The 14,094-nt window shown below is 72.5% G+C and carries 12 protein-coding genes; 10 read left to right on the forward strand and 2 right to left on the reverse strand.

What is annotated here, in order from left to right:
* The first annotated feature begins 305 nt into the window (after nt 1–305).
* The 7 genes from ACWD3D_RS06445 to ACWD3D_RS06475 all read left to right on the forward strand — a co-directional run bounded on the left by ACWD3D_RS06445 (nt 306) and on the right by ACWD3D_RS06475 (nt 7,737).
* Nucleotides 306–3,275 (forward strand): Na+/H+ antiporter subunit A, encoded by a 2,970-nt coding sequence (locus tag ACWD3D_RS06445; protein WP_451459781.1) that lies wholly within the window; start codon nt 306–308, stop codon nt 3,273–3,275.
* Nucleotides 3,272–3,928, forward strand: a complete 657-nt coding sequence (locus ACWD3D_RS06450) for a Na(+)/H(+) antiporter subunit C (protein WP_451459782.1) — start codon at nt 3,272–3,274, stop codon at nt 3,926–3,928. The genes ACWD3D_RS06445 and ACWD3D_RS06450 overlap by 4 nt, the downstream gene beginning before the upstream one ends.
* Nucleotides 3,925–5,586 (forward strand): Na+/H+ antiporter subunit D, encoded by a 1,662-nt coding sequence (locus ACWD3D_RS06455; protein ID WP_451459783.1) that lies wholly within the window; start codon nt 3,925–3,927, stop codon nt 5,584–5,586. Before ACWD3D_RS06450 ends, ACWD3D_RS06455 begins: the two co-directional genes overlap by 4 nt.
* Nucleotides 5,587–5,612: 26 nt before the next feature.
* Nucleotides 5,613–6,200 carry a Na+/H+ antiporter subunit E gene (locus tag ACWD3D_RS06460; RefSeq protein WP_451459801.1) on the forward strand — a complete coding sequence of 196 codons (588 nt, stop codon included), beginning with the start codon at nt 5,613–5,615 and terminating at the stop codon, nt 6,198–6,200.
* Nucleotides 6,197–6,532 (forward strand): monovalent cation/H+ antiporter complex subunit F, encoded by a 336-nt coding sequence (locus ACWD3D_RS06465; protein ID WP_451459784.1) that lies wholly within the window; start codon nt 6,197–6,199, stop codon nt 6,530–6,532. The genes ACWD3D_RS06460 and ACWD3D_RS06465 overlap by 4 nt, the downstream gene beginning before the upstream one ends.
* Entirely contained in the window at nt 6,529–6,882 is a 354-nt protein-coding gene (mnhG, locus tag ACWD3D_RS06470; protein ID WP_451459785.1) for a monovalent cation/H(+) antiporter subunit G, read from the forward strand. Before ACWD3D_RS06465 ends, mnhG begins: the two co-directional genes overlap by 4 nt.
* Before the next feature lie 105 nt (nt 6,883–6,987).
* A complete protein-coding gene (locus ACWD3D_RS06475) occupies nt 6,988–7,737 on the forward strand; it encodes a CDP-alcohol phosphatidyltransferase family protein (RefSeq protein WP_451459786.1) in 750 nt (249 codons plus the stop codon).
* On the opposite strand, the gene ACWD3D_RS06480 is transcribed toward ACWD3D_RS06475, so the two are convergent.
* The gene (locus ACWD3D_RS06480) at nt 7,703–8,152 is read right to left on the reverse strand and encodes an adenylyltransferase/cytidyltransferase family protein (protein ID WP_451459787.1); all 450 of its coding nucleotides are present in this window, start codon (nt 8,150–8,152) and stop codon (nt 7,703–7,705) included. The two genes, ACWD3D_RS06475 and ACWD3D_RS06480, sit on opposite strands and share 35 nt — an antisense overlap.
* Nucleotides 8,153–8,304: 152 nt before the next feature.
* On the opposite strand from ACWD3D_RS06480, the gene ACWD3D_RS06485 reads away from it, so the two are divergent.
* The 3 genes from ACWD3D_RS06485 to ACWD3D_RS06495 are packed head-to-tail and all read left to right on the forward strand — an operon-like array spanning nt 8,305 to nt 12,511.
* Nucleotides 8,305–9,579: a glycosyltransferase gene (locus ACWD3D_RS06485; RefSeq protein ID WP_451459788.1), complete on the forward strand. Its 1,275-nt coding sequence runs from the start codon at nt 8,305–8,307 to the stop codon at nt 9,577–9,579.
* Nucleotides 9,576–11,273 (forward strand): lipopolysaccharide biosynthesis protein, encoded by a 1,698-nt coding sequence (locus tag ACWD3D_RS06490; RefSeq protein WP_451459789.1) that lies wholly within the window; start codon nt 9,576–9,578, stop codon nt 11,271–11,273. Before ACWD3D_RS06485 ends, ACWD3D_RS06490 begins: the two co-directional genes overlap by 4 nt.
* A complete protein-coding gene (locus ACWD3D_RS06495; protein WP_451459790.1) occupies nt 11,270–12,511 on the forward strand; it encodes a hypothetical protein in 1,242 nt (413 codons plus the stop codon). Before ACWD3D_RS06490 ends, ACWD3D_RS06495 begins: the two co-directional genes overlap by 4 nt.
* On the opposite strand, the gene ACWD3D_RS06500 is transcribed toward ACWD3D_RS06495, so the two are convergent.
* A complete protein-coding gene (locus ACWD3D_RS06500) occupies nt 12,480–14,000 on the reverse strand; it encodes a hypothetical protein (RefSeq protein ID WP_451459791.1) in 1,521 nt (506 codons plus the stop codon). The two genes, ACWD3D_RS06495 and ACWD3D_RS06500, sit on opposite strands and share 32 nt — an antisense overlap.
* Between the last annotated feature and the right edge of the window lie 94 nt (nt 14,001–14,094).

Here is a 14,094-nt window from a genome sequence, read left to right on the forward strand (position 1 = left end):
CGCCGAGACGCGCGCGTGCGCAGGGCATGCTCCTTGACGTGGGTGACGGACTCACGAACCGTCAATTCCGTTGAGAACTTCGACACATAGATACTAGGCACAGTGAAAAAATGAAGAGAAAGTGGGCTCACATGAACAACACCGGTCCCACGTATTCCCCACACCTCTAGGCGCCGCCAAAGGCGCGTACCGGGACCGCCCGGGTGGTCATGAGGTGCCGCCGCGTCCCGTGCGGCGTGCCGGACGGGTGAACGCCGCCGGGGGATATATCTGTACTCAGTGCCATATTTCCCGGACGTCCCGCTGTGATCGCGCTCGTCCTCTGCCACTTCGCGCTGGCGGCCTGTGCCGGTCCCCTGGTGCACCGGCTGGGCAGCCGCGCGTTCACCGTGCTCGCGCTCCCCCCGGCCGCCACCACGGTCTGGGCCTTCACGATGTGGACGGGCGCCGCCGACGGACGGCCCGACGAGTGGTCCTGGGACTGGATTCCGGCGTACGACGTCTCCGTCGACCTGCGCCTGGACGCCCTCGGCGAACTGATGGTGCTGCTCGCCGCGGGGGTCGGCACCCTCGTGCTGCTGTACTGCGCCTCGTACTTCACCGACGACACACCCCAACTGGCCCGGTTCGCCGGGAACCTGCTGGCCTTCGCCGGTGCGATGCTCGCCCTCGTCCTCGCCGACGACCTGATCACGCTCTACGTCTTCTGGGAACTGACCACCGTCTTCTCCTACCTGCTGATCGGGCACACCAGCGAGAAGAAGCAGAACCGCAGATCGGCCCTCCAGGCCCTCACCGTCACCACCTTCGGCGGACTCGCCATGCTGGTCGGGTTCCTGATCATCGGACACGCGGCCGGCACGTACCGGATCTCGGAGATCGTCGACCACCCTCCCACCGCCTCCGTCGCCGTCCAGGTCGCCGTCGCACTGGTCCTGACGGGCGCGCTGTCCAAGTCGGCGATCTGGCCGTTCTCCCTCTGGCTGCCCAACGCCATGGCCGCCCCGTCCCCGGTCAGCGCCTATCTGCACGCCGCCGCGATGGTGAAGGCCGGCGTCTACCTGGTGGCCCGGCTCGCCCCCGCCTTCGCCGACGTGCCGCTGTGGCGCCCGGTTGTCCTCGTGCTCGGCGCCGCCACCATGCTGCTCGGCGGCTGGCGCGCGCTGCGCCTGCACGACCTCAAACTCGTACTGGCCTACGGCACGGTGAGCCAGCTCGGCTTCCTCACCCTGCTGGCCGGGGACGGCAACCGTGACACCGCGCTCGCCGCCGCCGTGATGATCCTGGCGCACGCCCTGTTCAAGGCCCCGCTCTTCCTCGTCATCGGCATCGTCGACCACGCCACCGGCACCCGCGACCTGCGCCGTCTCTCCGGCGTCGGCCGCTCCCTGCCGTACGTGTGCGCCGTCGGCGTGCTCGCCGCGGTCTCCATGGCCGCACTGCCCCCGATGCTCGGATTCGCCGCCAAGGAAGCCGCGTTCGAGGCACTCCTGCACGGGGACACCGCCGACCTCTGGACCCTCGCGGCCAGCGTGGCGGGTGCCGCGCTCACCACCGCGTACACCCTCCGGTTCGTCTGGGGCGCCTTCCTCCGCAAGCCCGGCGTCGCCGACACCCCCGTCCACCGGGTCTCCGCCGCCTTCCTCGCCCCGCCCGCCGTGCTCGCCGTCACCGGGCTCGTGCTCGGACCGGGGATCGGCTGGACGGAGCACCTGTTCAGCCGGTACGCCGACGAGTTCCCCGCCACCGCGTACCCCTACCACCTCGCGCTCTGGCACGGCTTCGGCACCGCGCTGCTGCTCTCCGCCGTCGCCTGGGCGGGCGGCATCGTGATCTTCGCCGCCCGCACCCCCGTCCGAACGTTCTCCCGGCGCGTCGCCTGGCCCACCGCCGACAGCGTCTTCGGCCACCTCCTGCTCGGCCTGGAACGCCTCGCCCTCCAGATCACCGGCCTGGTGCAACGCGGTTCGCTCTCCGTCTACCTCGCCACCACCCTGCTCGTCCTGATCGCCGGACAGCTCGCCGTACTCATCACCGACCGCCCGTGGGACGACGCGGTCGCCCCACGGCTCTGGGACTCCCCCCTCCAGGGCGCGCTGGCCGTGCTCACCAGCGCCGCGGCCCTGCTCTGCCTCACCGTGAGCCGCCGGATGAAGGCCGTCGTGCTGGCCGGGCTCACCGGCTACGGCACCGCGCTGCTCTTCGTCGTCCAGGGAGCCCCGGACCTCGCGCTGACCCAGTTCTGCGTCGAGACCGTCTCGATGATCGTGTTCGTGCTGGTGCTGCGCCGGATGCCGGTGCACTTCCAGGAGACCGTCAGCTCCTGGCGGCGGGCCGTCCGCATTCCCGTCGCCCTCGCGGCGGCCGCCACCTTCGGAGTCGCCGTCTGGGTCTCCGCCGCCGCCCGCACCGCCGAACCGGCCGGCGCGGCGATGGTGGAGGAGGCCGCGAGCCACGGCCTCAAGGACGTCGTCGCCACCATCCTGGTGGACCTGCGGGCCTGGGACACCATGGGCGAGTCGGCGGTGCTGGCCGCCGCCGCCGTGGGCGTGACCAGCCTGATCTACCTGCACCGCAGGAGCGAACCGCCCGCCCCCGGCGACGGGCCCACCGGCCGGACCACGCCCGGCGCCACCGCACCGGCCGGCCTCCCGACACTCACCGCCGCCCCGGCGCACGGCACCGCCTGGTCGCTCTCCCGCGACCGCCAGGACCTCACCGGGCTCCCGAAGGGCGACGAGGGCGCTCCCGAACGCGACTGGCTCGCCGCGACCTCCACCCTCGCCCCCGAACACCGCTCGCTCGTCTTCGAGGTGGTGGCCCGGCTGCTGTTCCACCCGGTTCTGGTGCTCTCCGTCTACCTGCTCTTCTGCGCGGAGAACATGCCGGGCGGCGGGTTCGTCGCCGGGATGGTCGGCTCCGTCGCCCTCATCACCCGCTACCTGGCGGGCGGTCGGTTCGAACTCGCCGAGGCGGCGCCGCTGCCCCCCGGACTCATCACGGGACTGGGCCTGTTCCTCTCCACCGGCATCGCCCTGCTCGGCCTGATCGACGGCACGGTGCTGCACGCCTGGACCTACCACGGCCACCTGCCGGTCCTCGGTGACTACCACCTCGGCACGTCGGTCCTCTTCGACTGCGGGGTCTACCTGCTGGTCCTCGGCGTCGTCCTCGACCTCGTCCGCGCGCTGGGAGCGAAGATCGACCGGCAGATCGAACGCGCCGCCGCCCTGCGGCACCAGGGCCCCACCGAGGCGGGAGGCGGTGCCCGGTGACCGTCAGCGCCGCGCTGCTCGCCACGGCCGTCGTACTCTGCGCGGTCGGCGGCATCCTCATGCTCACCCGGCCGCTGACCCGCATCCTGCTGGGCGCGGTGATCGTCGGCAACGGCATCAACCTCCTCGTGCTGGCCGGCACCGGCTCGGCGGGCGCCGCGCCCCTGCTCTACGGCGTACCGCTGCGCGAGGTCACCGACCCGCTGCCGCAGGCCATCGCCCTCACCGCGATCGTCATCACCCTCGCCACCACCGCGTTCCTGCTCGCCATGGCCTACCGCAGCCACCAGCTGACCGGCACCGACGAGGTCCACGACGACCTGGAGGACCGGCGCATCGCACTGCGCGCCGAGGTCCGGGGCGAACGCGCCCAGCTCATCGAGGAGTACCGGACGGGAGACGCCCCCACCAGCGAGGAGCGCGCCCGCTACCTGGACGAACGCCGCCGCCTGCGCCACCGGCTGCGCGCCGACCGCGCCCTCCAGGCCCGGGGCCGGGACGCCACCGGCGATCTCTGGCACGACGTGCTCGGCGCCGACCCGGAGGACTACGCGGAAGCCGCCGGCGCCCGCCCGTCCCCGGACGACCCCTCGCACCGCCCCCGCCCGGGAGACGACCACCCAGGAGACCACCACCCAGGAGACGCCGGATGAACGCCCTCGTCCCGCTGCCGGTGCTGCTGCCGCTCTGCGCCACCGGACTCAGCCTCGCCTTCGGCACCCGCCTCAAGCGCTTCCAGCGCTTCATCAGTGTCGCCGTACTCACGCTCGTCCTCGGGCTCTCCGCCGGACTCATGGCCGCCACCCAGTCGAACGGCCCGCTCTCCGTCGACCTCGGGGACTTCCCCCCGCCGCTCGGCATCACCCTGGTCGCCGACCGGCTCTCCGCCCTGATGCTGACCGTCTCCTCCGCCGTCACCCTCTGCGTGCTCGTCTACTCCCTCGGGCAGGGCATGGCCGACCGCGACGAGGAGACGCCCGTCGCCGTCTTCCACCCCGCCTACCTCATCCTCGTCGCCGGAGTCTCCTGCACCTTCCTCGCCGGAGACCTGGTCAACCTGTACGTCGGCTTCGAGATCATGCTCGTCGCCAGCTTCGTGCTGCTCACCCTCGGCGGCACCGGGCCCCGCGTCCGGGCCGGCTCCACGTACGTGATCATCTCCCTCTTCTCCTCGATGCTCTTCCTCACCGCCATCGCCATGACGTACGCGGCGGCCGGTACCGCCAACTTCGCCCAGCTCGCCCAACGGATGCCAGAACTGCCGCTCGGGGTCCAGACGTTGATCCAGGCCATGCTGCTGACGGTCTTCGCCATCAAGGCCGCCGTCTTTCCGCTCGGCGCCTGGCTCCCCGACTCCTACCCCACCGCGCCCGCGCCCGTCACCGCCGTCTTCGCCGGCCTGCTCACCAAGGTCGGCGTCTACAGCATGCTGCGCACCGAGACGCTGCTCTTCCCCGGCAACCGGGTCGGCGACCTGCTGATGGCCCTCGCCCTCGCCTCGATGATCGTCGGCATCCTCGGCGCCGTCGCGCAGACCGACCTCAAGCGGCTGTTCTCCTTCACCCTGATCAGCCACATCGGCTACATGATCTTCGGGATCGGCCTCGCCACCCGCCAGGCGTACGGCGGCGCGATCGTCTACGTCACCCACCACATCACCGTGCAGACCACGCTCTTCCTCGTCGCCGGGCTGATGGAACGCCGGGGCGGCACCACCGAACTCACCCGGACCGGCGGCCTCGCCCGCGCCGCCCCGCTGCTCGCCGTCCTCTACCTCGTCCCGGCCCTCAACATGGCGGGCATCCCGCCGTTCTCCGGCTTCATCGGCAAGCTCGGCCTGATGCGCGCCGGTGTGGCCGACGGCAGCGTCTGGGCCTGGCTCCTGGTGGCCGGGTCCACGGCGACCAGCCTGCTCACGCTGTACGTGATGGCCAAGGTCTGGAACCTGGCGTTCTGGCGCGACGCACCGCCCGGACAGGCGCTCGACGGCACCGTGCTGGAGGCCGACTCCGACGAGGACGACGATGCCGCCGACGCCGACGAGGGACCGGACCGTATGCCCGGCACGGGCGACGAGCCCGTGAGCCACCTGCCCGGACCGGCCGGACGCGCCTTCGCCGCCACCCTGCACGGACGCGCCATCACCACCACGACCCGGCTGCCGCGCACCATGGTCGCGGCCACCGCCGCCGGGGTCGCGATCAGCCTCGCCTTCACCGTCTTCGCCGGACCACTGACCACCTACACCGACCGGGCCGCCGCCGAACTCCTGCGGCGCACGCCCTACATCGAGGAGGTGCTCGGCCGGTGAGCCGCCGACTCCCGCGCGGGCCCGGAATGCCGCCGCTCGCCTTCACCCTGGGCAGGAGCGGGCGCCGGGTGCTCGACCTGCCGCTCATCGCCTGGCTCACCCTGATCTGGGTGATGCTCTGGTCCACCCTGACCTGGGCCAACGTCCTCATCGGGGTGGTCGTCGCGGTGGCCGTCTGTCTCGCCTTCCCGCTGCCCCGGGTCGATCTCGGGCTGCGGCTGCACCCCTGGGGCATTCTGCGGCTCGTCGGCTATCTGCTGTACGACATGTTCACCTCCGGGGTGAAGGTGGCCGGGCAGATCCTCGCCGACCGCCCGCACCGGGCCGCCGTCATCGCGGTGCCGCTGCGCTGCCGGAGCGACCTGATGCTCACCGCCACCGCCGTCGCCGTCTCCAACGTGCCGGGCGGCGCCATCGTCGAGGTGCGCCGCTCCACCGCAACCGTCTTCCTGCACGTGCTCGACGCCGACCGGCCCGCCGAACTCGACGCGGCCCGGCGCTCGGTGTGGCGGATGGAAGCCCTGACCGTACGGGCCTTCGGGACCCGGGACGAGATCGCCCGGGTCGCCGAGCCGCCGCCACCCCATCCGCGGACCGGGAGTACCCCCGCATGAGCACGACCGAGAACGTCGACCGCTGGCTGCTGTACGTGGCGGTCGCGACGATCGTCGTCGCCGGGCTGCTGCTGCTCGCGCGCATCTGGCGCGGGCCCTCGATGCTCGACCGCGCGCTCTCGCTCGACGTCTGCGCGGCCCTGATCATCGCCGGTCTCGGGGCCCGCGCGGCGCTGGTCCGCGACACCTTCTACTTCCCGATCATGCTGGTGCTGGCGTTCCTCGGCTTCACCGGGTCCGTCGGTATCGCCCGCTTCATCGCGGTCCGCGACCGGCCGCGCCCGCGCCCCCGGCCCGGGCGCCCCACCGGCACGAAGGAGACCGGACCATGACCACCTGGCTCACCGTCGTCGACACCGCCGGGGCCGTCGCCGTCCTGCTCGGCGCGGCCACCTGCCTGCTCGGCACCTTCGGCATGCTCCGGCTGCCCGACGTCCTCTCCCGCAGCCACGCGGCGACCAAACCCCAGACCCTCGGCATCCTGCTGGTGCTCATCGGGGTGGCGATGCGGCTGCGCAGCGGGATGGATCTCGCGACCCTCGCCCTGATCCTCTTCTTCCAGATGATGACCGGCCCGGTGGCGGCGCACCTGGTGGCCCGATCCGCGTACCGGACCGGCCAGATCGACCACGGCGACCTGCTCTTCGACGACCTGGACGATCAACTCACCGAAGAACGCTGAACCTCGCGCACCCCGGCTGTCGCGCGGGCCGTACCGCTCGGCACCGTATGCCCGGAAACGGAAGCGTGCCATGATGCGGGGCAACCGCCGGACGCTGGGGGGCGTATGGGAAGCACGGGTACGGTGCTGCGCGAGTTGCGCGGGGCACAGAAGACGGCCAAGGGCGTCTCGCTCTACTCACGGTACGTGAACAGACCCGCCGGCCGGGTGCTCGCGGCGGCGTCCTTCCGGATTGGCCTGACGCCCAATCAAGTCACATTGGTGAGCGCCCTGTTCACCTTCGGTTCGCTCGCCGCGGTCGTGCTCGCCGGACCCTCGTGGGCGCTCGGGGTGCTGGTGTGGGCCGGACTGGTGGTGGGCTTCGCCTTCGACTCCGCGGACGGCCAGCTCGCCCGGCTCACCGGACGCGGAGGCCCGGACGGGGAGTGGCTCGATCACGTGGTGGACTGCGCCAAGATGATCCTGGTCCACACGGCGGTGCTGATCTCCCTCTACCGTGCGGGCTCCTACCGCATCGGCGAACAGCGCTCCGACACCTGGCTGTTGCTGCCCCTCGGCTTCCTCTTCGTCGCCGTCCTGACCTTCTGTGCCGGACTGCTCCGCGAGCAGCTGGGCAAGGCGGCCCAGCGCGCGGACCCCGGGACCGCCGCCCCCGCCGGGCCGGTCTCCCGGGTACGCGCCGTCGCGCTGCTCCCCGCCGACTACGGGGTGTTCTGCCTGGTCTTCCTGCTGCTCGGTGCGCCCACGGCCTTCCTGGCCGGGTACGCGGCGCTCGCCGTGGTGCACGCGCTGTTCCTGGTGGCCTTCCTGGCCAAGTGGTTCAGGGAGCTGAGAGCGCTCCGGGCCGGGCGGTGAGCACGTCGAGCGCCTTGCTCAGCTGCGTGCTGGACGTGTGCACGGTGTACGGGAAGTAGACGACCTCGACGCCGACCTCGGCGAAGTCGCGTTCGAGCTTCTTCCCCTTCTCCGTACCCCGCCAGTCGTCGCCCTTGAAGATCACGTCGAAGCGGACCTGCTGCCAGGTGTCGATCTTCTCCGGCGCGGTCTCCACGAAGGCGGCGTCCACGTGACGGATGCTGCGGACGATCTCCAGCCGCTCCGGCAGCGGTATCACCGGCCGGTGGCCCTTGGCGAGCTCGGCCATCTCGTCGGAGACGACCCCCGCCACCAGGTAGTCGCACTGACTGCGGGCATGACGAAGGATGTTGAGGTGACCCACGTGGAACAGGTCGTACACGCCCGGCGCGTAACCCACCCTGTGCTGCACCATCCGTTCTCTCCCCCCACGGTGAACGTCATGTGCTGATGATTCCAACGACCTTACTGTGAAGAACACTTGTGCAACCCGTGAACGGATAAGCTCGGCTCGGGGCTGTTCCCTTCGGGAGCAGGGGGCCGTTCCGGGGGGAAGGCGATCGTCCGATGTCCGCTGCCGCACCACGTACGCCGCTGCACGACCGCCGGATCCTGGTGGTCTCGACCAACTACGCGCCGGAGCTGACGGGCATCGGCCCGTACGCCACCCAGCTCGCCGAACACTGGGCGGCCACCACCGCCCGCGCCGACGTGCTCACCGGGATGCCGCACTACCCGTCCTGGCGGACCGACGAGGAGTACCGGGGCGTCTGGCGCACCACGGAGCGCCGCGGGGGAGTCCACGTCCACCGTCGACGGCACTACGTACCGCCCCGGCAGACCGCCCTGCGCCGAGGGCTCTTCGAACTCACCGTCCTCGGCCACGGGCTGCTCGCCCCGCCGCCCGGCCGCCCGGACGCCGTCGTCGCCCAGATGCCGAGCCTCGCCGGCGGTGTCGTCGGCGCCCGGATCGCCCGCCGCCACGGCGTTCCGTACATCCCCGTGGTCCAGGACCTGATGGGTGCCGCCGCCGCCCAGAGCGGCATCCGGGGCGGCGGCCGAGCGGCGTCCGCCGCCGCTGCCGCCGAGCGGTACGCGCTGCGCGACGCGGCCCTGGTCGGCGTCATCCACGAGAGCTTCGTGCCCGGTGTGACGGCCCTCGGCGTCGACCCCGCCCGCATCCGCACCGTTCCCAACTGGACCCATGTGCAAGGGCCCACGGCCGACAGGGCGGCCACCCGCGCCCGCCTGGGCTGGCGACCGGACACTCCCGTGCTGCTCCACTCGGGGAACATGGGGCTCAAGCAGGGCCTCGACGTGCTCGTCGACCTCGCCCGGCTGGCGCCCGACGTCCGGGTCGTCCTGATGGGCGACGGCAACCAGCGCGAGGCGCTGGGCGCCCGGGCCGCCGGGCTCGCCAACCTCGACTTCCTGCCGCCCGCCCGGGCCGAGGACTTCACCGACGTCCTCGCCGCCGCCGACGTCCTCGCCATCACCCAGCGCGCCTCCGTCCTCGACATGAGCGTCCCCTCCAAACTCACCTCCTACTTCGTCTCCGGACGGCCCGTCGTCGCCTCCGTCGCCGAGGGCGGCGGCACCGCCGAGGAGGTGCGCCGCTCGGGCGCCGGAGTTCTGGTGCGGCCCGAGGACCCGGCCGCCCTGCTCGCCGCCGTACGCGAGCTGGCCGCCGACCACACGGCGGCCGGCCGGCTCGGCGCGAGCGGAGCCGCCTACGTCGCACAGCACCTCAGCCGCGAGGCGGGGCTCGCCCGCTTCGACGACCTGCTCGCCGAAGCACTCCACAACGCCCGAGGGAACGCACGAGGGAGCGCACGCCGATGACCCATCCGATCCGGGCCCTGGACGACCAGGACGAACCGGCGCTGCTGCGTGACCAGTTCCGCCAACTGCTGCGCTATCGGGGGCTGCTGGCCGCCGGGGTGCTCGTCGGACTCCTCGGCGGCGGCTACCTCGCCGTCGCGGGCGAGGACACCTACGCGGCCACCGGTGAGGTACTGGTCCGCACGGCGACCGCCGACCCCTTCGCCACCGGCGCCTCCGCCGACAAGGGCATCAACATCGGCTCCGAACGCCAGACCGCGGTCAGCGACACCGTCGGCACCCTCGCCGCCCGCACCCTCGCCGCGCACGGCGACAAGGTCTCCTCCCGCGACCTGCTCGCGGGACTCCAGGTCACCAACCCGCCGAACACCCTCACCCTCCGTTTCACCTACACGGGCAGCACCCCCGAGGAGGCGCGCGCCCGCGCCGAAGCCCTCGCCACCGCCTACCTCGCCAACCGGAAGCAGCTGACCGAGGACAGCATCGAGAACATGGCGAACGGCTACCGCGCCCAGCTCAAACCGCTGGAGGAGAAGCGCGACCAGCTGGAGGAGCAGATCGGCTCCGCCACCGCGGACGACATCACCAGCGCCCGCGCGAACCTCATCGTCTCCATCTCCGGACTCAGCCAGAAGATCTCCGAGTTGAAGGCGCTCGACGCCACTCCCGGCTACCTCACCAAGAAGCCCGTGGCACCCGTCAAGCCCACCGGCGCGGGCCTCCCGCTCCTGCTCGGCCTCGGCGGAGTCGTCGGACTCGCCCTCGGGCTGCTGCTCTCCTGGGTCCGCCTCGTCTTCGACCCGACCGTACGCTCCACCCACGAGCTGGTCCGCTCGCTCGGCGCACCACTGCTCGGCACCCTTCCCAAGGAACGCGCCGCCGCCACGGCCCTGCTCGCCATCGGGCGCGGCGGCAGCAGGCTCGCCGAGGAGTACCGCGCCGTGGCGTTCCGGCTCGCCTACGACCCCGCCTTCGCCGAGAACCGCAGACTCCTGGTCACCGCCCCCCGCGGGGACAACACGGCCGCCGCCGCGGCGGCGGCCAACGTCGCCGCCGCCTTCGCCGAGATGGGCCGCGACGTCCTCCTGATCGAGGCGGACCTGCGGACCCCCTCCCTCGCCCGCGACCTCGGCCCGGCGGTCAGCGAGCCCCGGCCCCGATGGGCATCGGACGACAAGCGCGGCTGGCCCGCCGGAAGCCGTACCAACGTCGACGTGCCGGGCTCCGGCGCCTTCGCCCTGGTGGCGGGCGCCCCGGTCGACAACGTCCCCCGCGCCCTCACCTCGGCGCCGGTCGGACGGATCGTCGCCGAAGCGGACGCGCCCGGAGCCGTCGTCGTCGTGCTGGCCCCGCCCGTCCTCTCGTACGCCGACGCCGTCGCCCTCCTGGACCGGGTCGGCGGCGTCATGATCGTCTGCGACCCCCGCGAGGTCCACCGCAGCGACCTGGAGCGCATCCGCGAGGTCGTCGGCGCGGCCGGCGGCCACCTGCTCGGGGTGCTCCTCCACCCCGGACACACCCGGCGGGCGCGCAAGGAACGCCGGAAGCACCAGAAGTCCGCCGGACGCCGGGACGACGGTGGTGGCGGCGGTCGGGGACCGGAGCCGGAAGAGGACGGCCGGCCGGAGATCACCGGCGACCCGGCCCAGACGATGGGGCTGCGCACCTTCACCGTGCCGCCCACGCGCCGGTGAGAGCCCGCGGCGCGGTCGTCAGTTCCGTCGCCGACCAGGGGGTGGCCGCCCTCACCAACATCCTGGTGCTGGTCGCGGCGGCCCGGCTCTCCAGCGTCGCCGACTTCGCCCGGTTCTCCGCCGTCTACCTCGTCTTCACCGTGCTGCTCGGCGTCTTCGGCGCGTACACGGGCCAGCCGCTCGTCCTCACCCGGGGCGGCGAGGCGGCCCGGAACGCCTGCCGCTCCGCCGTCGCCTTCGCCGTGCTCGCGGCGGCCGTGCTCGGCGCCCTCCTCGCCGGGGGAGCCCTGCTCGTGCCCGGCGACACCTCCCGCGCCCTCCTGGCGCTCGGACTCGTGCTGCCGGTCGTCCTCGGCCAGGACGCCATGCGGTACGCCTTCTCCACGCTCCAGCTCCCGCACCTCGCCCTCACCGCCGACCTGCTCCGTCTCACCTGCGTCCTGGGCGCCCTCGGGGCGCAGAGCCACGGAGCCGGGGCGGCCCGGCTGGTCGCCGCCTGGGGGCTGTCCGCCCTCCCCGCGCTGCTGCTCTCCGCCGTCCTGCTGCGAAGCCGTACCGCCGGAGCGCACACCGAACTGCGGCCCTACCTGCGGCGCGGTCACCTCGGGCAGCGGTTCGTCGTGGAGTTCGGGGTCGGCAACGCCACCAGCCAGCTCTCCGTGCTCGGCCTCGGCGCGGTCGGCAGCCCGCTCGTGGTGGGCGCCCTGCGTGGCGCGACCACCCTCTTCGGACCGCTCAACGTCCTGTTCACCTCCGCCACCAGCTTCGGGCCGCCGCTGCTCTCCCGGATCGGCGACGAAAGCCGCCGGACACGGGCCACCGCCGCGCTCGCCGGGGTGCTCGCCGCGACCGCCGCGCTCTGGGCCACCGTCCTCGCGCTGCTCCCCGACCGGATCGGCGGCCAGCTCCTCGGCGACACCTGGCCGTCCGCCGCCGCCCTGTTGCCCGCGACCGGCAGCCAGTACGCGGCGATGGCCTTCGGCACCTGCGGGCTCCTCGCGCTGCGGATGCTCGACCCCCGCACCACGCTCTCCATCCAGGTGGTGTTCTCGCTCGCCGCCGTCGTCTTCCTGATCACCGGGTACGTGGCCGCCGGAGTCACCGGCGCCGCCTGGGGGCTCTGCCTGGGCTCCGTCTGCAAGGCCGTCGCCACCTGGACCCGGGTCGCCAGGCTGCGGAGCGCCGGCGGAGCCGGTACCAAGACCGTCAGCGCGACCGCTGCTCGCTCCGCTCCGTGAACGTCGTGACGAACGCCAGGCAGAGCGCCGCGATGGCGAGCTTCCCCACCGACTGGAGGAGCGGACCGCGCAGCAGGATGAAGGTGTAACCCGCCACCAGCGGCGCCGCTACGGCGAGCACGCTGCCCGGTCCCGGCCCGGCCCGGGTGACCGCTACGGCGTACCTCCGGTCGGTGCGCGCGGCGAGGTAACCGATCAGCGCGAGACCCGCCACCATCCCGGCCGGGCCGAAGTCCACCCAGAACTCGGTCCACAGCGGGGCCGAGAGGTTGGTCATGTTCATCCCCATCCACTGCCCCACCCGGACCCCGGTGTCCTCGGGCTTCCCGCTCCAGGCCGCGCGCGGTACGAAGAAGAACGCGGAACCCGCGAGCTGGCGGCCGTACGTGTGGCCCCGGGTGTCCACCCAGGCGATGGTGTTGGCGAACATGACCGTCTGGTCGTAGTCCTTCGTCGCCAGCGGCTCGAAAGCCGAGGCCGACTGCACCGGCCGGTAGCCGCCGTCGTCGTACCGGAACCGGTCCGCGTACGGGAAGAGCACCAGCGCGCCGACCACCCCCATCGCCAGCACCGTGCGGTACACCGCCGCACTGCTCGGGAACGCGGTGAACAGCAGCGACACCAGGACCGTCAGGAACCAGTAACGCGCGTTCGAGATGGGGTTGTTGACGACCAGGTTGAGCAGGACCAGTGCGGACCACGCCAGCACCGTCGACGGCGAGCGCCGGGCCCGGCGCGAGGTCACCAGACGGCGCGTCCAGAAGAGCAGGGCCAGCAGCGCCGGTACCGTGCCGAAGCCCTTCAGGAACGCCGAGCCGACGTTCGACCCTTCCGAGGCGACCCCGCTCTCGGCCACGGACGCGCTGATCTCCTGACGGCTGGTGAAGAAGATCGCCGGGCCGCCGAGCTTCACCACGTAGTAGCCGCTCGCCGCGAACGCCACCAGCAACAGCAGCCGCAGCCGCGTACGGCTCGCGACCGCCGGACGTCCGCGCCGTGACCGAGTGCCGGCCGAGCGGCGCCGCAGCGGACGGCGGGAGGCCAGCAGGGCGCCCAGGTCGAACGCCGAACACCCCACCAGGATCATCGCGGTGGCCGTCACCAGGTCCGAACGGGGCCCCACCAGCGGAGTCGGGGTCTTCCCGATGACCGCCTGCGCCAACGGCGCCACACCCATCGCGATGTACACGAACATCCAGAAGACGCCCTGGAGCAGCCGGCGCCGGGTGGAGAGGATCATCGTCGCCAGCCGGGCACCCGCGTAACACGTCAGGACCAGTTGCAGCCAGAACACGACGTCCCGGGCGCCCGTCCCCGGCTGCGCCGCGACCACCGCGGGCAGGAAGACGACCAGGCCCAGGATCAGCGGCACCGCGAGCGCGCGGGAGAGCATCGCCCAGGCCAGCGGCCTCGCCACGGGCTCCAGGTGACCTCGGACGCCGCCCGCGCGGGCCCGCGCGGGCGGAGCCGTGTCGTACCCGGACGTCATGCGCCCCCCGTTCCGTGGACCTGCGAACACCCTAACGAATCAACCCACTTGAGGGTATGCGTTGGCTACTCTGTGAACACCGGCCGAGGTTGAG

This window comes from Streptomyces sp. NPDC002690 (genome assembly GCF_053592415.1).

Bases quoted from the DNA above. Each gene is read 5' to 3' on its own strand.
- ACWD3D_RS06465 (WP_451459784.1), top strand. From the start codon at position 6,197: ATGAGCACGACCGAGAACGTCGACCGCTGGCTGCTGTACGTGGCGGTC.
- ACWD3D_RS06490 (WP_451459789.1), top strand. From the start codon at position 9,576: ATGACCCATCCGATCCGGGCCCTGGACGACCAGGACGAACCGGCGCTG.
- ACWD3D_RS06480 (WP_451459787.1), bottom strand. From the start codon at position 8,152: ATGGTGCAGCACAGGGTGGGTTACGCGCCGGGCGTGTACGACCTGTTC.
- mnhG (WP_451459785.1), top strand. From the start codon at position 6,529: ATGACCACCTGGCTCACCGTCGTCGACACCGCCGGGGCCGTCGCCGTC.
- ACWD3D_RS06455 (WP_451459783.1), top strand. From the start codon at position 3,925: ATGAACGCCCTCGTCCCGCTGCCGGTGCTGCTGCCGCTCTGCGCCACC.
- ACWD3D_RS06460 (WP_451459801.1), top strand. From the start codon at position 5,613: ATGCCGCCGCTCGCCTTCACCCTGGGCAGGAGCGGGCGCCGGGTGCTC.
- ACWD3D_RS06500 (WP_451459791.1), bottom strand. From the start codon at position 14,000: ATGACGTCCGGGTACGACACGGCTCCGCCCGCGCGGGCCCGCGCGGGC.
- ACWD3D_RS06485 (WP_451459788.1), top strand. From the start codon at position 8,305: ATGTCCGCTGCCGCACCACGTACGCCGCTGCACGACCGCCGGATCCTG.
- ACWD3D_RS06475 (WP_451459786.1), top strand. From the start codon at position 6,988: ATGGGAAGCACGGGTACGGTGCTGCGCGAGTTGCGCGGGGCACAGAAG.